The organism is Streptomyces sp. NPDC001056 (genome assembly GCF_053598955.1).
Window position 1 is genome coordinate 48,677 of record NZ_JBSFLI010000012.1, and the last position, 19,052, is coordinate 67,728.

The window sequence follows — 19,052 nt, forward strand, 5'->3', positions numbered from 1 at the left end:
GGCGCCGGATCTCACGCGTCCGACACGGAGTCGAAGGGCACCTGCCCGCGCGCCACGCCCCGCGCGTCCGCGTCCACCGAGCGGCGCAGCGCCTCGTGCAGCTTCGCCGGGGTCAGCACCCCGAGGAAGCGGGCCCCGTCCAGCACCGCGACCCACCCGGCGTCGTACTGGAGCATCACCCCGAACGCCTGCTTCAGCGGTGCCCCCACCGGCACCCACGCGGTCATCCGGTGGGCCAGCTCCCCGACCGTGCCGCCCGCCGCGAGGTCCTCGGCGCCGACCCAGCCGTGCAGATCACCGTGCGCGTCCAGGACGACCGCCCAGCGCGCGTCCTGCTCCCGCAGCCGCTCCCGGGCCCGTCCGGCGGGCTCGTCCGGCCGGGCCACGGGCGGCTGCCGGAGGTCGTCCGGCTCGATCGGGGTCACCGACAGCCGCTTCAGCCCCCGGTCCGCGCCCACGAAGGAGGCGACGTACGGTGTCGCGGGCGCCCCCAGCACCGCCGCCGGTGTGTCGAACTGTTCGATGCGCCCCTGCCCGTACACGGCGATGCGGTCGCCGAGCCGGACGGCCTCCTCGATGTCATGGGTGACCAGCAGCACCGTCTTGCGCACCGCCGCCTGCATCCGCAGGAACTCGTCCTGCAACTGCTCGCGCACCACGGGGTCGACCGCGCCGAACGGCTCGTCCATCAGCAGCACCGGCGGGTCCGCCGCCAGCGCCCGGGCCACCCCGACCCGCTGGCGCTGCCCGCCGGACAGCTGGTCCGGATAGCGCGGCCCGTACGTCTTCGGGTCGAGGCCGACCAGGTCCAGCAGTTCGGCGGCGCGGGCCCGCGCCCGCGCCCGCGTCCAGCCGAGCAGCGCGGGCACGGTCGCGGCGTTGTCCAGCACGGTGCGGTGCGGGAAGAGGCCCACCTGCTGGATGACGTACCCGATGCGGCGGCGCAGCCGCACCGGGTCGACGCCGGCGATGTCCTCGCCGCCGACGCGGATCCGCCCGGAGGTCGGTTCGATGAGCCGGTTGACCATCATCACGGTCGTGGTCTTGCCGCAGCCCGAGGGACCGACCAGCGTCACCAGCTCCCCCTCGGCCACCTCGAAGGAGAGGTCGTCCACGGCCGTCGTACCGTCCGGGTAGCGCTTGGTGACGTGCTCGAACCGGATCATGTCCTCCACGCTAGCGGCGCCGCCGGAACGACGCGCGGCGACGGCGGCCGTCGTACCGGCCCTCAGCCCAGCAGGATCACTTCCAGCGTGCGCGGTCCATGGACGCCCTCCACCCGGTCCAACTCGATGTCGCTGGTGGCCGACGGGCCGGAGATCCAGGTCAACGGGCGGGTGGGGTCGAGGCGTTCGAGGGCCTGCGGCACGGAGGCGACCACCTGGCCGGGGACCTCGACCACACAGATGTGGTGGTCGGGGACGAGCGTGATCCGGCGTCGGCCCTGGTCGGGCGAGCCGTCGAGGACGATGGTGCCGGTCTCGGCGATCGCCACGGCACAGCCCGTCACCACGCTGCCCACCCGGTCGATGCGGTCCGGGGTGAGCCCGGCCCGGTCGTGGATCCGCACCGGATCGGCGGCGGCCATCCAGAAGGGCGGCAGGCCGGGCGGCACCATCACCTCCTGGGAGCCGCGCTCGGCCAGCAACCGCATGATGAGGAGCGGCAACTCCTCCGCGTCGGCGCGGTGCACGATCGCGCGGTAGTCCGCGAGGTTCCGGGCCAGCAGATCGACCGTCTCCTCGGTCGTCCGCTCCCCGTGCTCGCGCAGATAGTCCCGGGGCACGGCCTCCTCGTACGGCCGCTCGTTCGCGGGTACGTCCGCGAGCGCGCGCCGCACCCGGCCCAGGATCCGCTCCCTGCTGTTCACTTGGCTTCCTTTCCACCGCGCGTGCGCTGCCACCAGTCGCGGAACGGCTCCGCGGGCAGCGCCGGCAGATCCCGGGTGCCGGACCACGCCCGCCCGGGGCCCGGCAGGGTCCGGGGGTGCAGCCGGCGGGAGCGGGAGGCGATCCGCTGGCCGGCGCGCAGGGCGCCCGGGTGGCCGAACGCCCAGGCCGCCGCCCGCATCGCGGCCCGCTCGGCCGCGTGTCCCTTGGCCGGGCGCAGCACCACCTTGTTGCCCTGCCGTACCGCGGGGCCGCCCTGGACGACCCGTTCGCGCAGGTGCACCAGTACCTCGGGGATGTCGATGGCGACCGGGCACACCTCGTAGCAGGCCCCGCACAGACTTGACGCGTACGGCAGCGAGGCGTCGATCTCGCTCGTGGTGCCCCGGAGCTGGGGGGTGAGGACGGCGCCGATGGGGCCGGGGTAGACGGAGCCGTAGGCGTGCCCGCCGGCCCGCTCGTAGACGGGGCAGACGTTGAGGCAGGCCGAGCAGCGGATGCAGCGCAGGGCCTGGCGGCCGACCTGGTCGGCGAGGGCATCGGTGCGGCCGTTGTCGAGCAGCACCAGGTGGAAGGTGCGGGGGCCGTCCTCTTCGGTGGTCCCCGTCCAGGTGCTGGTGTAGGGGTTCATCCGCTCGGCGGTGGCGGAGCGGGGGAGGGTCTGGAGGAAGACCTCCAGGTCGCGCCAGGTGGGCACGATCTTCTCGATGCCGACGACCGAGATCAGCGTCTGCGGCAGGGTCAGGCACATCCGTCCGTTGCCCTCGGACTCCACGACGACCAGGGTGCCGGTCTCGGCGACCATGAAATTGGCGCCGGAGATGCCGACCCTGGCCCGCAGGAACTTCTCCCGCAGGTGCAGCCGGGCCGCCTCGGCGAGGTCGGCGGGCGTGTCGGTGAGGTCCGCGGGGGCCGGGCGACCCCAGGCGGCCATCTCGGTGCGGAAGATGTCGCGGATCTCGCCGCGGTTGCGGTGGATGGCCGGGACGAGGATGTGCGAGGGGCGGTCCCTCCCCAACTGCACGATCAGCTCGGCGAGATCGGTCTCGTAGGCGCGGATGCCCTCGGCCTCCAGCGCCTCGTTGAGCCCGATCTCCTGTGTGGCCATCGACTTGACCTTGACGACCTCCGACTCGCCCGTCTCCTTGACGAGTCGGGTCACGATCCGGTTGGCCTCGTCGGCGTCGGCGGCCCAGTGGACCGTGCCGCCGGCCGCGGTCACCGACGCCTCCAACTGCTCCAGATAGCGGTCGAGATGGCGCAGCGTGTGGTCCTTGATCCGGCGGCCCGCCTCGCGCAGCTGCGCCCAGTCGGCCAACTCGGCGACCGCGCCGGCCCGTTTGGCGCGGATGGTGTGGGTGGCGTGCCGCAGGTTCCCGCGCAGGGTCGGGTCGTCCACGGCGCTCCGCGCGGCCTCGGGAAAGGCCGGCATACCGACGAAGGTGCCGCTCATACCGCCGGGTCCTCCTCCGTGCTCGCCAGGATCTCCGCGATGTGGACGGACCGCATGCCCACTCTGAGGCGGCTCATGGTGCCGCCGATGTGCATCAGACAGGAGTTGTCCGCGGCGCACAGCACCTCGGCGCCCGTCGACTCGGCGTTGCGCACCTTGTCCGTGCCCATCGCCGCCGACACCGCGGGGTTCTTCACGGCGAAGGTCCCGCCGAACCCGCAGCACTCGTCCGCGCCCGGCAACTCCACCAGGTCCAGCCCCGCCACGGCCTCCAGCAGCCGGCGCGGCCGGTCCCCGAGGCGCAGGCCGCGCAGGCCGTGGCAGGTCGGGTGATAGGTGACCGTGTGCGGGTACCGGGCGCCGACGTCGGTCACGCCCAGCACGTCCACCAGGAACTCCGTCAGCTCGTAGGTCTTCGGCACGACCGGCGCGACGGCCCGCGCCAGCGAGTCGCCCCGCCCCTCGGCCCTGGCCCGTTCCCCCATCCGGGGATACGACTCCCGCACCATCGCCCCGCAGGACCCGGAGGGCGTCACGACCGCGTCGTACTCCCCGAACACCTCGGCGAACCTCCGCGCCAGCGGCTCCGCCTCGTGGCGGTACCCGGTGTTGTAGTGCGCCTGCCCGCAACACGTCTGCCCCATCGGGAAGTCGACGTCGACCCCCAGCCTCCCGAGCAGCCTCACCACGGCCTTCCCGGTCTCCGGGTAGAGCGTGTCGTTGACACACGTCAGGAACAGGGCGACACGCATCGCGGCTCCTCGGGGTCGATCACGGGGCGCGACGCAGCCTAACCGCCGGATCGGGAGCGGCGCGGACCGAGGCTCGGGGCGCGGCGGTGGAGCTCGGGCGGCCGGATCGCCGCCGGGCGATCGCCGTCGGTCATCCGCACGGCGCCCGCCAAGGCTCCGGAGGAGACCGTCCCCCCCGCCGGCCGGCTTGTGCGGAACCCGCCCAGCGGGCAACCGCCAAGCCCGTCCACCTGCCGTCCCCGCCCATGTGCTGAACTTGACCCGTCCGCCTCACCCCTCCCGGGAGACCCGTTGAGCATCAGCTACCGCCAGCCCGGCGTCGTCCTGACCGACCGCCGGTTCACCGTGCCCCTCGACCACGCCGATCCTGGTGGCGAGCGCATCGAGCTGTACGCGCGGGAGGTGGTCGCGGGGGACAAGGCGGGGAAGGACCTGCCCTGGCTGCTGTACCTCCAGGGCGGCCCGGGCTTCGGGGCGAATCGTTTCGTCGGGCGGCAGGCGTGGCTCGACCGGGCGCTGGACGACTACCGGGTGCTGCTGCTCGACCAGCGCGGCACCGGCAGCTCCACGCCCGCCACCCGGCAGACGCTGCCGCTGCGCGGCGGCCCGGCCGAGCAGGCCGACTACCTCGCCCGCTTCCGCGCCGACTCCATCGTGCGCGACTGCGAGGCCGTCCGCGCCGAGGTCACCGGCGGCGCCCCCTGGACCGTGCTCGGGCAGAGCTTCGGCGGGTTCTGCACGGTGTCGTACCTCTCGCTCGCCCCCGAGGGCCTGGACACCGCGCTCATCACCGGCGGGCTGCCCTCCCTCGACGCGCACGCCGAGGACGTCTACCGCGCCGCCTACCCCCGCATCGAACGCAAGGTCACCGCGCACTACGCCCGGTATCCGCAGGACGTCGACCGGGCCCGCCGGATCGCCGACCACCTGCTCACCCATGACGTGGTCCTGCCGAACGGCTACCGCCTCACCGTCGAGGCCTTCCAGTCCCTCGGCCTGATGCTCGGCACCGGCGACGGCAGCCACCGCCTGCACCACCTGCTGGAGGACGCCTTCGTGCGCACCCCGGCCGGCCTCGACCTGGCGGACTCCTTCCAGGAGCAGGTCCAGAACCTGCTGTCGTACGCGGGACACCCCCTCTACGCCCTCGTCCACGAGTCGATCTACGGCCAGGACTCCCGCCCCACCGCCTGGGCCGCCGAGCGTGTCCGCGCCGAGTTCCCGCAGTTCGACGCCGCGAAGGCGCTCGCGGGCGACGCCCCGGTGCTGTTCACCGGCGAGACGGTCCACCCCTGGATGTTCGAGAACGACCCGGCGCTGCGCCCGCTGCGCGAGACGGCCGAGCTGCTCGCCGCCCGCGGCGACTGGCCCCCGCTGTACGACCGCGACCGCCTCGCCGGCAACGAGGTACCGGTCGCCGCGGCCGTCTACCACGACGACATGTACGTCGACACCGCCCACTCCCTGCGGACCGCCGGCGCCATCCGCGGGCTGCGCACCTGGGTCACCGACGAGTACGAGCACGACGGGCTGCGCACCGGCGCGCCCCGGGTGCTGGACCGGCTCCTCGCGGTGGTCCGGGACGAGGTGTGACACAGGGGGTCCGGGCACCCGCGCCGGGCGCCCGGACCCCTGGCCGTCATGCGGCGAGCGCGTGTCCCGGGTGCAGTACGACCTTGGTGTAGCCCTCGATCCGCTTGTCGAACTTCTCGTACGCCTGCGGCGCGTCCTCCAGCGGCAGTTCATGGGAGACCACGAAGCTGGGCTTGGCCCGCCCGGCGATGATCAGATCGCGCAGCTGGCGGTTGTAGCGCTTGACGTTGCACTGGCCGGTGCCGACCTTCTGGCCCTTCTCGAACATCTTGCCGATCGAGACCAGCAGCTGGCCGTGCTTGGCGTGCTCGTCGGGTCCGCCCGGGTCGGACGGCACGTACAGACCCGGCACGCCGAGCCTGCCGGTCGGCCGTACCGTCTGCACCAGCGCGTTGAGGACGATGGCCGGTTCCTCGTGGTGGGTGTCGTCGTGCGCCTGGGCCTGGTAGCCGACGGCGTCCACGCCCTTGTCCGTGCCCTCGCCGTTGGTCTGTTCCTTGATCTGCTCGGCCGGGTCGCCCTTGGTGAAGTCGATGGGGATGCACCCGATCTCCTTGGCCTTGGCCAGCCGTTCGGGCACCCGGTCCACCACGAACACCCTGGACGCGCCGCGCAGCAGCGCCGAGTAGGCGGCCATCAGACCCACCGGGCCGGCGCCGTAGACGGCCACGCTCTCACCGGGGGAGACCTGGGCCAGCTCGCAGCCGTGGTAGCCGGTCGGGAAGATGTCGGCGAGCAGCACGAAGTCGGTCTCGAACTGTTCGCCCGGCGGCAGTTTCAGACAGTTGAAGTCGGCGAAGGGCACCCGCAGATGCTCGGCCTGACCGCCCTTGTACGGGCCCATGGCCACGTATCCGTAGGCGCCGCCGGCGAAGCCGGGGTTCACCGTCAGACAGAAGCCGGTCTCGCCCGCGAGACAGTTCTTGCAGAATCCGCAGGCCACGTTGAACGGCATCACGACGCGGTCGCCCACGGACAGGGAGGACACGCCGCTGCCGACCTCCTCGATCACACCGAGGTTCTCGTGTCCGAAGACGATGCCCGGCTCGGCCGCCGTGCGGCCCTCGTACATATGCAGGTCGGAGCCGCAGATCGCGCTGGACGTGACGCGTACGAGCACGTCGTTGGGGTGCTGGAGCTGCGGATCATCGACGTCCCGCACCGTCACGCTGAACGGCTTTTCGTAGACGACGGCTTTCACCTTGGGTCACCTCCGCGTGGAACGCTGGATGACGGCGGCGAGCCGGGGCCGGGGGAGCATCGCCCCGGGCCCTCGTCACGTGCCGGAACCCCGCGCGCGCGTCACCGCCGGTACTTCCAGGTAACGCCCGTACGCCGGGGGTCGCAACCCCGGCTCCGGGGGCCGGGATTCCGGCTGGTCGACCCCAGTAGGCTGTGCTCATGCCAGATCAGACAGCCGGACTTCCGGAGCTGCGCGGGGACTGCGGAAACTGCTTCGGGCTGTGTTGCGTCGCCCTGCCCTTCGCCGCGTCCGCCGACTTCGCGCTCGACAAGCCCGCGGGGCGGCCGTGCCCCAACCTCGCCGCCGACCACCGCTGCGGCGTCCATGCCCGGCTGCGGGACGAGGGCTTCACCGGCTGCACGGTCTACGACTGCTTCGGCGCGGGCCAGAAGGTCTCGCGGCACACCTTCGGCGGGCAGGACTGGCGGACGGCGCCCAAGGAGCGGGCCCGCCGGATGTTCGACGTCTTTCCCGTCGTACGACAGCTGCACGAGCTTCTCTGGTACCTGACCGAGGCACTGTCCCTCCCCGCGGCCCGGCCCGTCCACGCCGATCTGCGCCGGGCGCTCGGGGACACCGAACGCCTCACCCTGCTGTCCGCCGAGGAACTGGCCGTCCTGGACGTCGGCGCGCACCGCCGGGAGGTCAACGTCCTCCTCCTGCGCACCAGCGAACTGGTCCGCGCCGGCTCGGCCGGCCGCAGGAGCGGGAAGAACGGAAGGGGCAAGGACCGCCGGGGCGCCGACCTGATGGGCGCCCGGCTCCGGGGCGCCGACCTCCGCGGAGCCACCCTCCGCGGCGCGTACCTCATCGCCGCCGACCTCACCGGCGCGGACCTCCGCGCCGCCGACCTGATCGGCGCGGACCTCCGCGACGCCGATCTCTCCGACGCCGACCTGACCGGCGCGTTCTTCCTCACCCAGCCGCAGGTCAACGCGGCACGGGGAAACGCGGGCACGAAGCTGCCGGGGGCGTTGAGCCGGCCGACGCACTGGGGGTGAACGGCGGGGACGTACCGCCGGCGGGGCGATGACCGGGAACGGCCGCGTCCGGCGGCGCCGGCGCTCCGGAGCCGGGACGGTCAGCCCCCCTCGCCCGCGTGCGCCGGGCAGCCGCCCCCGGCAGTCCCGCCGTCCTCTTGCTCCGGCGCCGGGTCCTCCGCCGCCGGCCGCCCCGGTGCCGTGCGGCGTGAGAGCCCCAGGCGGAAGTCCTCCGGTATCAGGGTCAGCCGCTCGGTCACCGTCAGCCGGTACGCGGGGTCCGCGTGGAGGTCGTAGCGGCGGAGGAGGAGGGCGAGGACCAGGGTGGCCTCGTGGAGCGCGAACTGGCGGCCGATGCAGGCGCGGAGGCCGGTGCCGAAGGGCTTGAAGGTGTGCGGGGGGCGGGTGCGGACCGCCTGGGGGGTGAAGCGGTCCGGGTCGAAGGCCTCCGCGTCGTCGCCCCAGACCGCGGGGTCACGGTGCAGCATGGGGGTGAGGACCAGCGCCCACGCGCCCCGGAGCAGCGGGTGGTCCCCGGCGAGCACCGTGTCCTTACGGGCCTCGCGGGCGAACGCGGGGGCGGTCGGCCACAGCCGCAGGGACTCGTCGAGGACCCGGCGGACGTACCGGAGCTTGGCCACCTGCTCGTAGCCGGGGCGCCCGGTGCCGCCCCAGACGCGGTCCACCTCGGCGCGCGCCTTCGCGGCGATGTCCGGGTGCCGGGCGAGGTAGTAGAGGGCGAAGGACAGCGCGCCGGACGTCGTCTCGTGCCCGGCGACCAGGAAGGTGATGACCTGTCGGCGGACGTTCTGCGCGGACAGCTTCTCGCCGGTCGACGGGTGCTCCGTGGCCAGCATCCGGTCCAGCAGGTCCCCCTCGCCGCCGTCCGACCCGCGCCGCTCCTCGACCAGGCGGTCGACCGTACGGTTCAGGAGCGCCATGTCGGCCGCGTTGCGCCGCGCGGCGCCGCGCAGCAGCAGCGGGGCCAGCGGTCCGGGCACGGCGTTGAGCCGCTGTGCGTAGGTCAGGGTGCCGATCATCGCCGTGACGAAGGGGTGCGGCCGGTCCCGCTCGAAGGACCCGAAGTCGTGCCCGAACCCCGTGCGCGCGATCGTCTCCAGGGTCAGCTTGGTCATGTCCCCGGGCACGTCGACCGTGCGTCCCGCGGCCAGTTCCCGGTCCCAGTGGTCGGTCAGCCGTTCGGCGACCGCCAGCATCATCCCGTGGTAGCCCTCCATCGCGTCCCGGCTGAACCCGGGCACCAGCACATCGTGCGCCAGCTGCCAGTTGGGCTCGTGGTTGTACGCGGTGAACAGCCCGTCCCCGGCGATCGGGCGCAGGTTGGCCACCCCCAGTCCGACATGCTTGGCGAACCGGGACTCGTCGGCGAGGTCGGCGGCCGGATCCGCCCCCCACACCATGACGATCTCCTTGTTGAAGATCCGCCGCCTGAAGATCGGGCCCAACGCGCGCGCGAAGCGCATCGAGTCCTGGATGGGCCTGTGCCGGTCGACGCCCACCACATCGCCGAGCAGCGGCAGCCGGCGCGGCGGATGCGGGATGCGGTCCAGCTCGGGCCACCCCAGCTCGGCACTGCGGAACCCCTTCGGCAGCCGCGGACCCCCGGTCGCGTCCGTGCTCCGCGGCCTCTGCGTCGTCTCCGCCATGACGCCGATCTCCCTTGACCCGGCGGGCCGTTGAGCCCGCGGCGCGCGCCTGTTATACGTGGATTCAATAACGGCCCTCAGTGTGATCCGCTTGTTGAACCGGCGTCAAGTAAAGTGACGCCATGCCCGCGAACCAGGGGGAACGCGCCCGGCGCCGACTCAGCACCGGCGAACGCCGTGAGCAACTGCTGTCGGTCGGCGCGCGACTGTTCTCGGAGAGTCCGTACGACGACGTGTGGATCGAGCGGGTCGCCGATCTCGCCGGGGTGTCCCGGGGCCTGCTGTACCACTACTTCCCGAACAAGCGGGACTTCTTCGCGGCCGTCGTGGAGCGCGAGAGCGAGCGGATGCTGCGCATGACCGCGGCCGAGCCGGGCGTCCCGGTGCGCGAGCAGCTGACCGCGGGGCTCGACACCTACCTCGGCTACGTCCAGACCCACGCGCACGGCTTCCGTGCCTTCCACCGCGCCGACGCCGCCGGCGACCAGACCGTACGACGGGTCTATCGGCGGGCGCTGGCCGCACAGGAGAAGCAGATCCTGGCCGCGCTCGCGGCCGACCCCGAGTTCGGGCCCGTCTTCGCGCGCGCCCCGCATCTGCGCCTCGCGGTGCGCGGCTGGCTCGCCTTCACCACCGCGGTCTGCCTGGAGTGGCTGCGCGACGGTGAGTTGAGCCGGGAACAGGTGCGTGACCTGTGCGCGCGAGCGCTGCTGGGCGCCATCGCCTGAGGCCCCGCACCGCTTGTATCGTCCCCTCGGCCGAGGGGCCTGGTCGACGCGCGCCCCGATCTCCGATAGGTTAGGCAAGCCTTACCTAAGGAGGTTCCGGGATGGGTGAAGAGACGCAGGCATGGACGGCCGCCCCCGGCGCGGCGGAACGGGCGCGCTCGGTGCTCGCCGCCGCGTGGTCGTGCGCGGTGACCGCGGGCGGCGCCCGCGAGGAGTACGTCGGCGCGCACACCGTCGCCGACGACGGCGCGGTCCTGCTGACAGTGCCCGAGGACAGCGCCCTGCACACGGCGGCCCTCGGCGCCCCGCGCCAGGACCCCCGCGCGGTACTGGAGTTCGCCGACGTGGCCCCGGTGCCGGTGCGCGACCGGATCCGCGCCCGCCTGTGGCTGGCCGGCCGGCTCACCCCGGCCGACGGCGCCCTGCGCCTCCACCCCACCCGGGTGGTGCTGCGGCGCGCGGGCGTGGGCGTACTCGTCGAGCCGGACGAGTACGCCCACGCCCGCCCCGACCCGCTGGCCGCCGCCGAGGCCCGGCTGCTCACCCATCTCGCCGACGCCCACCCGGACGCCGTGGAGCGGCTCACCCGCCTGGTGCGCCCCGAGAGCCTGCACGCCGCGACCCGTGTACTGCCCCTCGCCGTCGACCGGCACGGACTGACCCTGCGCATCGAACGCACCCGCGCCCACGGCGACGTACGCCTGCCCTTCCACCGCCCCGCCGACGACCTCGCCCAGCTCACCGGACGGGTGCACGCCCTGCTGGCGCAGGCGGGCGCCGCCGGGCGCCCGCGGGCGCTACAGCGGCAGCGCGCAGACGGCGACGGGTGACGCGAACGGCTCGCCCGCGGACCGCAGTTCACCGCGCTCGGCGTCGACGTGGAAGACGGTGACCGTGCCGGAGCGCTGGTTCGCCGCGAACAGCAGCCGGCCGTCCGGCGAGAACGCGATCTGCCGCGGGAAGTCCCCGCGCACCGGCACCGTGCCGAGCAGCCGCAGCCGGGCCCCGTCGGCCTCGATCGCGTACCGGGCCAGGCTGTTGTGGCCGCGGTTGGCGAGGAAGGCGTACCGGCCGTTCGCCGTGACCAGCACCTGTGCCGGGTAGTTGGTGACGTTCCCGGTGGCGCCCGTCGACTGCGGCTCGCCGATCGTCAGCAGGCCGGTGGCGGGGTCGTACGCGCAGACGACGACCGTGTCGTCCACCTCGTTGGCCAGGTAGGCGTGCCGCCCGCCGGGATGGAAGGTCAGATGGCGCGGCCCCGCGCCCGGCCGGGTGTGTGCCTGGCCCACCTCGGTGAGCGTGCCCCGCGCGGCGTCCAGGCGGTAGGTGTGGACGGTGTCCGTGCCGAGGTCCACCGCGAGCAGATGACGTCCGTCCGGGGCGGCCCGGAACTGGTGCGCGTGCGGCCCCTCCTGGCCGGGCCCCGGCCCCGGGGAGGTGTGTGCGACCAGGTCCGTGCGCTCGCCCAGGGCGCCCGAGGCCCCGATCGGATGCACGGCGACACTGCCCGATCCGTAGTTCGCGCTGAGCAGCCAGCGCCCGGACGGATGCACCGACAGATGGCAGGGCCCCGCGCCGCCGGTGCCCCGCGTGCCGAGGACACGCCGGTCGTCCAGTCGTACGGCCGTCACCCCGCCGTCCTGGCGCTCGTCCACGGCGTACAGCGTCCGGCCGTCCGGGTGGACGGCGAGGTACGACGGGTCGGGTACCCCGGTGAGCGTCCCGGACCCGGTGATCAGGCCCGACTCGGGGTCGTACGACGCGAGCCCGATGCCGGCACCGCCGCCCGGCGCGGAGGTGTACGTGCCTAGGTACAGCGGGCGGGGGCCGAAGGAGGCGTCGCCCGGTGCCCTGTGCGGGGGGCCTTCCGGCGCGGGGTCCGGGGGAGGGGCGGCCGGCGACGGCACCGCCACCACGGCCGCCGCGCCCGCGCCCATCCCGATGAACCGGCGTCTGCTCCAGCGGCCGCCCGCCCCTGCCCGCGTGCCCATTCGCCCACCTCGGCTCGCCCGGTCGTCCATGAACAGCCACCCTCGCCGAGCGGGGCCCGCGGGGCAAGCTCCGCCCTCACGACGTGCGGCCACCGAACCCCGTACGCCGCCACAGCTCCTCCTGCACCCCGAGCCGCTCGCGCAGCCGGGTCATCCGGGGCAGCTTGGCCCGCTGCTCGGCGGAGACCCGGTCCAGCTCCTCCAGCAGCCGGCGGGTGCGGTGCTCGGTGTCCAGCTCGTCGATGATCCGCGTCGTCTCGGTCAGCACGGCGCCCAGCAGCTGCCAGTGCGCCCAGTCCTTGCGGATCTCCTCCCGCATCTGCTCGGCCAGCCGGTCGCGGGTACCGGCCGCGGTGTGCAGCTCGGCCGTCAGCCGGGCCTCGGCGGACTCGGCGTTCTCACTCAGATGGGTGGTCACCAGGACCGCGAAGCTGACCACCGCGTCGCCGATCTCCGACAGCAACTCCTCCACGGTCGCGCCGATCCCGGGCGGGAAGAGGTAGTCGGAGTCGCGGGCCTTCGCGAGGTCGGTGAAGGAACGGGCCAGCACCCGCAGCACCACCGTGCAGATCTCCAGCGTGTCCAGACCGGTGCGCATCACCACCCGGTGCAGCAGGCCCTCCTTGACCCGCGGATTGAGCCGCAGACTGTCCTCGGCCTGCCGCAGCGAGCCGTCGACCTCGGCGATGTACTGGTCGAGCCGGCGCGCCTCGTGCAGCCGCTCGGCCGCCCGCTCCCAGGGGATGCGGTCCGCGGCCTCCTCGCCCATCCGCAGCATCAACTGCCGCACCCGGCGCGCGAGGTCCTCGATCGACCGGCCCGCCTCGTCCACCCACACCGGTGGCGGCAGCAGGAGGTTGCAGGCGGTGCCGACGACCGCGCCGATCAGCGTCTCCACGATCCGCGCCCACGCGGTGAAGCCCACCGTGGTCACCCCGAGCACCAGCATCGCGCTGATCGCCACCTCGGCGACGTACTCGTCCACCCGCACCAGATGGCCGACCGCCAGCGAGGCCACGATCAGCAGCGCGAGGCTCCACCAGGTAAGACCCACCAGCACACTGAAGGCGATGGCGACCAGTACGCCGGCCACCACCGAGTTCACCCGGCGGATGCCGTTGGTGAGGGTGGCGTAGAACGTCACCTGGACCACCAGCAGCGCGGTCAGGGGCGCGGTCAGCGGGGCCGGCTCGGGACTGAGCCGGAGCGCGATGACGTAGGCGATCGTCGCCGCCGTGGCCGACCGCAGCGTCTGGACGACCACCGGCTCCCGGCGGCGCTTGGCCAGGCGCAGCAGTCCCGAGGTCTCCTTGCGTACGTCGTGCATCCCTTGGCCTGTTCCCCTTCCCCGGGTGCGTCGAACGTGGCTGTTCGAGGGGCGGGGAGGAAGGGGGCGTCGGGTCGAGGTGCCGGTGCCGGGGGAGGCGCCGTACCCGGAGCCGGGCTCCCGGCTGGTGCCGCGCGGGCGTCTCAGACGTACAGCTTGTCGAGGAACGCGGACAGATTGCCGGTCGTCCGCGCGATCTGCTCCTCCAGGGTCAGGCTCTCCTCGATCCGCGTCGCGGAGTCGGGGACCTTCTTCCCGCGCGTGTACAGCGAGCACGACAGGTCCGTGCACATGTACAGGCCGACCGAGTTGCCCTCGCGGCCCGCCGTGCCCGCCTTGCGCGCGGTCATCAGGGACACCCCGCCGCCGCGGTGCGTGGTCAGGCACACGGAGCACATGCTGCGGTGCAGGAAGCCGCGCTGGGAGGAGGGGTAGCGCAGGGCGACGCCCACGAGCCGGTCTCCCCGCTCGGTGACCAGATAGCTGCGGTCGGGCGCGCCCGGGTCCCGCCAGCCGAGGAAGTCCAGGTCGGCCCATGGCCGTTCCCCGAGGTCCCGCGGCACGGCCAGCCGCTTGGCCTCACCCTTCGAGCAGTTCACGAAAGAGCTGCGGATGTCCTGCTCGGTGAGCGGTCTCATGGAAAATCCTTCGTCGTACGTGCGCCGGACCCGGGAGGATGGGGTCCCTGATCAGCCTAGGTACCCCCGGGGAGGGCGGGCCAATGGATTTCCCCGCCGGGCTCCCGGCACGCGCCCTGCGCGCGCTGGGGCACGTGGCCGCCCACGCGTCCGGCCCCCCGCTCGCCCCCGGCCCGCGCATCACCCTCAACTTCCATCCGGACCGCCTCTCGGACGGGCTGCCGATCCTCACGTCCCTCGCCAGGGACGGCGTCTACCACTCCCAGTTCGTCACCGGCACCAGTAACGGCGGGCTCACCGCGCACCAGGGCGGCGACCGGTGGCGCTGGGAGAGCCGGATCTTCGGCGGCGCGTACGACGACGCCGAGCCCGCGGAGCGGCCGGTGTACGGCGCGCTGAACTTCCGCCGCCAAGTGGTGGGCGCCGCACCGCGGTTCGGCTCCTCGCACCTACGGCTCACCGCCGCGGCCGCGGCCCGCGCCACCTTCTGCTACCCGGACAGTGCCGCCGAACCCACGGAATTCGGCGTGGCCGGCGCGATGCCGCTGATCGCCCTCGCCGAGGCGGACGCACGGGACGCGCTCGACGACTACATCGAGTGCCACGTGCACGGCGGAGTCCTCCTCGCCCGCGATGCCGAGGCCCTGGTCCTGGACGCGAGCTACCGCGGCACCCCCGTCGAGACGGCGGCCCGGCGCCTTCCCTTCCCCCTGGAATGGCACCCCGGCTACGTCCTCACCGTCGACCGCCTGCGCCACCACGCCGACTACCGCGGCCCGGAATACGCCGCCCTCGGCACCCGCATCGCCTCCTCGGGCATCCTTACCCCCCACCACCTCGGCCACGCCGCCCGCACCGGCCGCCACGACCTCCAGCACCTGAAAATGGTCTGGCACACCCTGGCCCGCTTCGGGGCTCCGGCGGGGGCGGGCACGGCCGAGGCGCGTGCCGGTTCGGCGCCGGTTCGGCGCCCTCGACCGGCCGCTCCTGCCCGGACATCCGGCCCCGCACGGACGCACGGGCCCCTTACTTAGCTCACAGCATGAACTAAGGGTTGGTGGAAAGTCGCGTTCCGGTCGCCCGAAGGAGTATGTTGCAGGTCGGGCATGGTTCGTGAAAGGAGCCGAATGGCGGGGCGGAACGGGCGCACGGTGCGTGACCTTCGGCGGGGCAACCGCACCGCCGTGCTGCAGCGGCTGTACTTCGACGGCCCGCTGAGCCGCTTCGAGCTGGGCCCGGCCACCGGTCTCAGCTCCGGCTCGGTCAGCAATGTGGTCGCCGATCTGGTCGCCGACGGTCTGGTCGAGGAGGCCGGCAGCGTCGACTCCGACGGCGGCCGGCCCCGCACCCTGCTGCGTGTCTCCCCGGACAGCGGACAGATGATCGGCGTCGACGTCGGCGAGACCCGCGTCCGCATCGAGTTGTTCGACCTCGCCCTGACCGAACTGGTCCGCACCGAACGCCTGTTGACCTCGCAGCGCTATGACGCCGGCGTCATCGCCGGGCACATCCGCGACGGCGTCGCCGAGGTCCTGGCCGCCGAAGCCGCCGTACCCGAACGGCTGTTGGGCATCGGGGTCGGCGTGCCCGGCATCGTCGAGCACACCGCCGACCGGGGTGCCGTCGTCCACGGGCAGACCATCGGCTGGGACGCGGTGCCGCTGGAGCAGCTGCTCCGGGCCGCCTCCGAACTGCCGCAGACCGTGCGGTACTTCATCGACAACGGGGCCAAGACGCTGGGCCAGGCCGAGATGTGGTTCGGCGCGGGGAGGGGTGCCCGCAATGCCCTCGTCGTGCTGTTCGGCTCCGGCGTCGGCGCCTGCCTGGTCACTCCCGAGGTCGAGCGCGGGCGGGCCGTCGAGTGGGGCCATCTGACGGTACGGGTGCGCGGGCGCCGCTGCCGCTGCGGTGCCCCGGGCTGCCTGGAGGCGTACGCGGGGGCCGAGTCGCTGCTCGCCCGCTGGCGCGAGGAGGGCGGCCGTCCGCCCGCCGACGCCGACGAGGAGACCGCGCTCACCGCCATGCTCGCCGCCGCCTACCCGGCGCAGGACGGCACGGCGGACCCGGTGGCGCTGGCCGTCCTGGAGGAGACCGCCGAGTACCTGGGGGCGGGCCTGTCCGACCTGATCAACCTCTTCCAGCCCGAGCGGATCATCGTCGGCGGCTGGGCCGGGCTCCAGCTCGGCACCCGGTTCCTGCCCGCCGTGCGCCGGCACGCGGCGACGTACTCGCTGCGCCACCCCGCCGACAGGGTCACCATCGAACTCGGCCGCCTCGGACCGGACGCCGTGACCGTCGGCGCCGCGATCCTCCCGCTGGCCGACTTCTTCGCCGGCGGCGGCCGCCCCGCCCCGGCCCCCGAAAGCCCGCTTCCCGCCTGGCAGACGGCGTTGCGGGAGCGGACTCCGGGCGCGTAGCTCCCTCAGCCCCGGAGGGTGCGGCCGAGGAGCGGCAGCAGTCGGTCCCAGTGCCGCCGCATCGCGGCGGGGTCGAAGGCGTCGGTGTCCGACATGGTGAAGCCGTGGATCGCGCCGGGGTAGACCTCGGTGGTGTAGGCCACGCCCGCGGCGTCCAGGGCCTTGTCCAGCTCGTCGTGGGCCGCGGGCTTCATGTCCTGCTCGGCCAGGCCGATGTGGACCTCGGCGGTGAGCCGGGAGAGCGACAGGTGCGGGCTGTCGGGCGCGTCCGTGACCAGGAAGCCGGGGTGGAACCCGGCGAGGGCGGCCACCCGGTCGGGGTGGGCCGTCGCGGTGCGCATCGCGAGGACGGCGCCGATGCAGTAGCCGATCGCGCCGACCGGCCCGTCGGCGACCTCGGGCTGGGCGGCGAGGAAGCCGAGATACGCCTCGGCGTCGCGCAGGACGCGTTCGGTGGTGTGCGCCTCGACCAGGGGCAGCAGCTCGGCGATGAGCGCGGGCCGGACCGCCTCTCCGACGTGCGCGGGAAGCTCGACCACCGGCGCCGGGCCGTGCCGGTAGAGGAAGTTGGGCACGAGCGCGTAGTAGCCGTGCCCGGCCAGTTCGCGCGCCCTGTCCTCCAGTTCGGGGCGCAGGCCGAAGGCGTCGGGGTAGACCAGCACCGCGGGGTGGCGCCGGTCGTCGTCGGGAAAGGCGGCGAATGCGTCGGCAACGCCGTCCGGGGTGGGGATGCGCAGAGTCTTGGTGGGCATGATCGATCATCCTTGCCCGCGATGCCGGGCGCGCGCAAGGGACGTCAACCGTGCGGGGGACCAAGGTCGTTCAGGCAGGTGACTCGTCCGGGCCGGGGTGCTCCGGGTGGACGGTGCCCGTGCGCGGGGCGCCGCGGGGGCCGGAGCCGGCCTCGTCCGTGTCCGGCACACCGTCCCCGACGTCCCCGTCGTTCCCGTCGTTCCCGTCGTTCCCGTCGTTCCCGTCGTCCTCCCCGGCGCGTCCGCCCGGACGGCCCGCGGGAAGGTCCCACGGGTCGTCGGACCGCGCCTCCTGGTCGGGCATGTCCCTCGGCACCGGTCGCGGGTCCGGGGCCCGCCCGGGTTCCTGTTCGCGCTGTGCGGCCATACTGTCCTCGCCTTCCTCCCCTTGCCGTACGGTCGGGACGGGTTCTCCCCCTCAGCCCACCTTGCGGCCCCGCATCGGCGCGGTCTCCAGCCCGCTGCCCCGCTGCAGCCCCTCCAGGAACTCCTCCAGCACCTCCGTCGCCGTCCACCGGGGCCGCCAGCCCAGTTCCTCGTGGGCCCGCGCGCAGTCCATCAGCGGCAGCCGCAGCACGGCGTCGAACAGGTGCGGGGAGGCCGGCAGCAGATGCAGGTTCCAGGCCGCGGCGATCGCCGAGCGGGCGGCCGTACGCGGGAGCCGCACCGGACGCGCGCCGAGCAGGTCGCCGAGGACGGCCGCGTCCAGCGGCGGGTCGGCGGCGAGGTTGAAGGCGCCGCGGGCCGACTCCGAGCGCACCGCGAGCCGATAGGCCTCGGCGGCGTCGTCGGTGTGCAGCGCCTGCACGCGCAGGCCCGGGATGTCCGGCAGGAACGGCAGCAGCTCGGGCCGGGCCAGCGGGCCGGGCAGGAAGCGACCGCCGAAGATCCGGCGCTGCTCGCTCGCCGACTGCCGCTTGAAGAGGAACGCCGGCCGCATCCGGACCACCCGCACCTCGGGGTGGTCGCGTTCGAACACGTCCAGGGTGCGCTCCAGATACGCTTTTTCCCGGCAGTACGCGGCGTCCGGCCAGCCGTGCGTCGGCCAGGACTCGTCCACCGCGTGGTCCTCGGGACCCGGCGAGTACGCGCCCACGGAGGAGGCGTGCACCAGCACCGGCACTCCGGCCGCGGCGACCGCGTCGAACACCCGGATGCCGCCGAGCACATTGGTCCGCCAGGTGGCCGCCGGATCGTGCGTCGGCTGGAACGCCCACGCCAGATGGACCACGGCGTCGGCGCCCGCGAACCGCTCCGCGAGGTCCGCCCGGTCCGACGCCAGGTCGACGGCGGACCACTCGATCCCCGTCGGCGACCACTCGGGCAGGCGCCGCGCGAGGCCCCGTACCGACGCGATCCCGGGGTCCTGGGCGAGCAGGCGCACCACGCTCGTCCCCACATTTCCGGTGGCCCCCGTGACCACCACCGTGCTGCCCGCTGAGCTGCTCACCTTCGGCTCCTTCCGTCCTCGGGCGGAGGGTTCGCGACGACCGGCCGGGTACCCGGGCGGCCCGCCCGCACACGCGCGCCGGCGGGCCGTACACATGTGCTTGACGTACCGGGTAATCGACCGCGGGATTCGCTCCCGGCACGATCGGGCTCGACGGCCGGCCGGCGCCCCG

At 73.7% G+C, this 19,052-nt stretch carries 18 protein-coding genes; 6 read left to right on the forward strand and 12 right to left on the reverse strand.

Translation table 11 applies throughout. The features are described 5' to 3' along the window. Nucleotides 1-11: 11 nt before the first annotated feature. From ACWDD7_RS16540 to ACWDD7_RS16555, 4 genes are all read right to left on the reverse strand, one after another. A complete protein-coding gene (locus ACWDD7_RS16540; protein ID WP_450457812.1) occupies nt 12-1,166 on the reverse strand; it encodes an ATP-binding cassette domain-containing protein in 1,155 nt (384 codons plus the stop codon). Nucleotides 1,167-1,228: 62 nt separating this feature from the next. After that, nucleotides 1,229-1,870 carry a LutC/YkgG family protein gene (locus ACWDD7_RS16545; protein ID WP_351878339.1) on the reverse strand — a complete coding sequence of 214 codons (642 nt, stop codon included), beginning with the start codon at nt 1,868-1,870 and terminating at the stop codon, nt 1,229-1,231. Then, nucleotides 1,867-3,342, reverse strand: coding sequence for a LutB/LldF family L-lactate oxidation iron-sulfur protein (locus ACWDD7_RS16550; protein WP_450457813.1), 1,476 nt, complete (start codon nt 3,340-3,342; stop codon nt 1,867-1,869). Before ACWDD7_RS16550 ends, ACWDD7_RS16545 begins: the two co-directional genes overlap by 4 nt. After that, a complete protein-coding gene (locus tag ACWDD7_RS16555; RefSeq protein WP_351878334.1) occupies nt 3,339-4,094 on the reverse strand; it encodes a (Fe-S)-binding protein in 756 nt (251 codons plus the stop codon). The genes ACWDD7_RS16550 and ACWDD7_RS16555 overlap by 4 nt, the downstream gene beginning before the upstream one ends. Before the next feature lie 291 nt (nt 4,095-4,385). On the opposite strand from ACWDD7_RS16555, the gene ACWDD7_RS16560 reads away from it, so the two are divergent. Further along, complete coding sequence (locus tag ACWDD7_RS16560; protein WP_450457815.1) at nt 4,386-5,687, forward strand: alpha/beta fold hydrolase; 1,302 nt, start codon at nt 4,386-4,388, stop codon at nt 5,685-5,687. Nucleotides 5,688-5,733: 46 nt separating this feature from the next. Here ACWDD7_RS16560 and ACWDD7_RS16565 read toward each other — a convergent pair whose 3' ends face one another. Further along, on the reverse strand, nt 5,734-6,888 hold the full coding sequence (locus ACWDD7_RS16565; protein ID WP_450457816.1) for a glutathione-independent formaldehyde dehydrogenase: 1,155 nt from the start codon (nt 6,886-6,888) through the stop codon (nt 5,734-5,736). Between the two features lie 200 nt (nt 6,889-7,088). On the opposite strand from ACWDD7_RS16565, the gene ACWDD7_RS16570 reads away from it, so the two are divergent. Then, nucleotides 7,089-7,931: a pentapeptide repeat-containing protein gene (locus tag ACWDD7_RS16570; protein ID WP_450457817.1), complete on the forward strand. Its 843-nt coding sequence runs from the start codon at nt 7,089-7,091 to the stop codon at nt 7,929-7,931. A gap of 80 nt (nt 7,932-8,011) precedes the next feature. Here the strand turns inward: ACWDD7_RS16570 and ACWDD7_RS16575 are convergent, their stop codons facing one another. Beyond that, entirely contained in the window at nt 8,012-9,577 is a 1,566-nt protein-coding gene (locus ACWDD7_RS16575) for a cytochrome P450 (protein ID WP_450457818.1), read from the reverse strand. Nucleotides 9,578-9,699: 122 nt separating this feature from the next. On the opposite strand from ACWDD7_RS16575, the gene ACWDD7_RS16580 reads away from it, so the two are divergent. Both ACWDD7_RS16580 and ACWDD7_RS16585 read left to right on the forward strand, forming a co-directional pair. Further along, nucleotides 9,700-10,305: a TetR/AcrR family transcriptional regulator gene (locus tag ACWDD7_RS16580; protein ID WP_450457819.1), complete on the forward strand. Its 606-nt coding sequence runs from the start codon at nt 9,700-9,702 to the stop codon at nt 10,303-10,305. 101 nt (nt 10,306-10,406) lie between these two features. Continuing rightward, a complete protein-coding gene (locus ACWDD7_RS16585) occupies nt 10,407-11,135 on the forward strand; it encodes a DUF2470 domain-containing protein (RefSeq protein WP_450457820.1) in 729 nt (242 codons plus the stop codon). Here ACWDD7_RS16585 and ACWDD7_RS16590 read toward each other — a convergent pair. From ACWDD7_RS16590 to ACWDD7_RS16600, 3 genes are all read right to left on the reverse strand, one after another. Further along, nucleotides 11,103-12,296, reverse strand: coding sequence for a lactonase family protein (locus ACWDD7_RS16590; RefSeq protein ID WP_450457821.1), 1,194 nt, complete (start codon nt 12,294-12,296; stop codon nt 11,103-11,105). The two genes, ACWDD7_RS16585 and ACWDD7_RS16590, sit on opposite strands and share 33 nt — an antisense overlap. 76 nt (nt 12,297-12,372) lie before the next feature. Next, on the reverse strand, nt 12,373-13,623 hold the full coding sequence (locus ACWDD7_RS16595) for an FUSC family protein (protein WP_351871562.1): 1,251 nt from the start codon (nt 13,621-13,623) through the stop codon (nt 12,373-12,375). Nucleotides 13,624-13,766: 143 nt separating this feature from the next. Beyond that, nucleotides 13,767-14,261, reverse strand: coding sequence for an FBP domain-containing protein (locus ACWDD7_RS16600; protein ID WP_351871560.1), 495 nt, complete (start codon nt 14,259-14,261; stop codon nt 13,767-13,769). A gap of 83 nt (nt 14,262-14,344) precedes the next feature. On the opposite strand from ACWDD7_RS16600, the gene ACWDD7_RS16605 reads away from it, so the two are divergent. Together ACWDD7_RS16605 and ACWDD7_RS16610 are read left to right on the forward strand one after the other, a co-directional pair. Beyond that, entirely contained in the window at nt 14,345-15,295 is a 951-nt protein-coding gene (locus tag ACWDD7_RS16605) for a DUF3626 domain-containing protein (RefSeq protein WP_450457822.1), read from the forward strand. A 93-nt stretch (nt 15,296-15,388) separates the two neighbouring features. After that, nucleotides 15,389-16,678, forward strand: coding sequence for an ROK family protein (locus ACWDD7_RS16610; RefSeq protein ID WP_450457823.1), 1,290 nt, complete (start codon nt 15,389-15,391; stop codon nt 16,676-16,678). A 5-nt stretch (nt 16,679-16,683) separates the two neighbouring features. On the opposite strand, the gene ACWDD7_RS16615 is transcribed toward ACWDD7_RS16610, so the two are convergent. The 3 genes from ACWDD7_RS16615 to ACWDD7_RS16625 form a co-directional block, all read right to left on the reverse strand. Continuing rightward, nucleotides 16,684-17,430, reverse strand: a complete 747-nt coding sequence (locus ACWDD7_RS16615; protein ID WP_351871551.1) for a dienelactone hydrolase family protein — start codon at nt 17,428-17,430, stop codon at nt 16,684-16,686. A gap of 70 nt (nt 17,431-17,500) precedes the next feature. Next, a complete protein-coding gene (locus tag ACWDD7_RS16620) occupies nt 17,501-17,797 on the reverse strand; it encodes a hypothetical protein (RefSeq protein ID WP_450457824.1) in 297 nt (98 codons plus the stop codon). 51 nt (nt 17,798-17,848) lie between these two features. Further along, complete coding sequence (locus ACWDD7_RS16625) at nt 17,849-18,880, reverse strand: SDR family oxidoreductase (RefSeq protein ID WP_392213498.1); 1,032 nt, start codon at nt 18,878-18,880, stop codon at nt 17,849-17,851. Nucleotides 18,881-19,052: the final 172 nt, after the last annotated feature.

Excerpts from the sequence above, each read along its gene's own strand:
- ACWDD7_RS16540 (WP_450457812.1), bottom strand. The coding sequence starts at position 1,166 with ATGATCCGGTTCGAGCACGTCACCAAGCGCTACCCGGACGGTACGACG.
- ACWDD7_RS16550 (WP_450457813.1), bottom strand. The coding sequence starts at position 3,342 with ATGAGCGGCACCTTCGTCGGTATGCCGGCCTTTCCCGAGGCCGCGCGG.
- ACWDD7_RS16555 (WP_351878334.1), bottom strand. The coding sequence starts at position 4,094 with ATGCGTGTCGCCCTGTTCCTGACGTGTGTCAACGACACGCTCTACCCG.
- ACWDD7_RS16570 (WP_450457817.1), top strand. The coding sequence starts at position 7,089 with ATGCCAGATCAGACAGCCGGACTTCCGGAGCTGCGCGGGGACTGCGGA.
- ACWDD7_RS16575 (WP_450457818.1), bottom strand. The coding sequence starts at position 9,577 with ATGGCGGAGACGACGCAGAGGCCGCGGAGCACGGACGCGACCGGGGGT.
- ACWDD7_RS16580 (WP_450457819.1), top strand. The coding sequence starts at position 9,700 with ATGCCCGCGAACCAGGGGGAACGCGCCCGGCGCCGACTCAGCACCGGC.
- ACWDD7_RS16585 (WP_450457820.1), top strand. The coding sequence starts at position 10,407 with ATGGGTGAAGAGACGCAGGCATGGACGGCCGCCCCCGGCGCGGCGGAA.
- ACWDD7_RS16590 (WP_450457821.1), bottom strand. The coding sequence starts at position 12,296 with ATGGGCACGCGGGCAGGGGCGGGCGGCCGCTGGAGCAGACGCCGGTTC.
- ACWDD7_RS16595 (WP_351871562.1), bottom strand. The coding sequence starts at position 13,623 with ATGCACGACGTACGCAAGGAGACCTCGGGACTGCTGCGCCTGGCCAAG.
- ACWDD7_RS16600 (WP_351871560.1), bottom strand. The coding sequence starts at position 14,261 with ATGAGACCGCTCACCGAGCAGGACATCCGCAGCTCTTTCGTGAACTGC.
- ACWDD7_RS16605 (WP_450457822.1), top strand. The coding sequence starts at position 14,345 with ATGGATTTCCCCGCCGGGCTCCCGGCACGCGCCCTGCGCGCGCTGGGG.
- ACWDD7_RS16610 (WP_450457823.1), top strand. The coding sequence starts at position 15,389 with ATGGCGGGGCGGAACGGGCGCACGGTGCGTGACCTTCGGCGGGGCAAC.
- ACWDD7_RS16615 (WP_351871551.1), bottom strand. The coding sequence starts at position 17,430 with ATGCCCACCAAGACTCTGCGCATCCCCACCCCGGACGGCGTTGCCGAC.
- ACWDD7_RS16620 (WP_450457824.1), bottom strand. The coding sequence starts at position 17,797 with ATGGCCGCACAGCGCGAACAGGAACCCGGGCGGGCCCCGGACCCGCGA.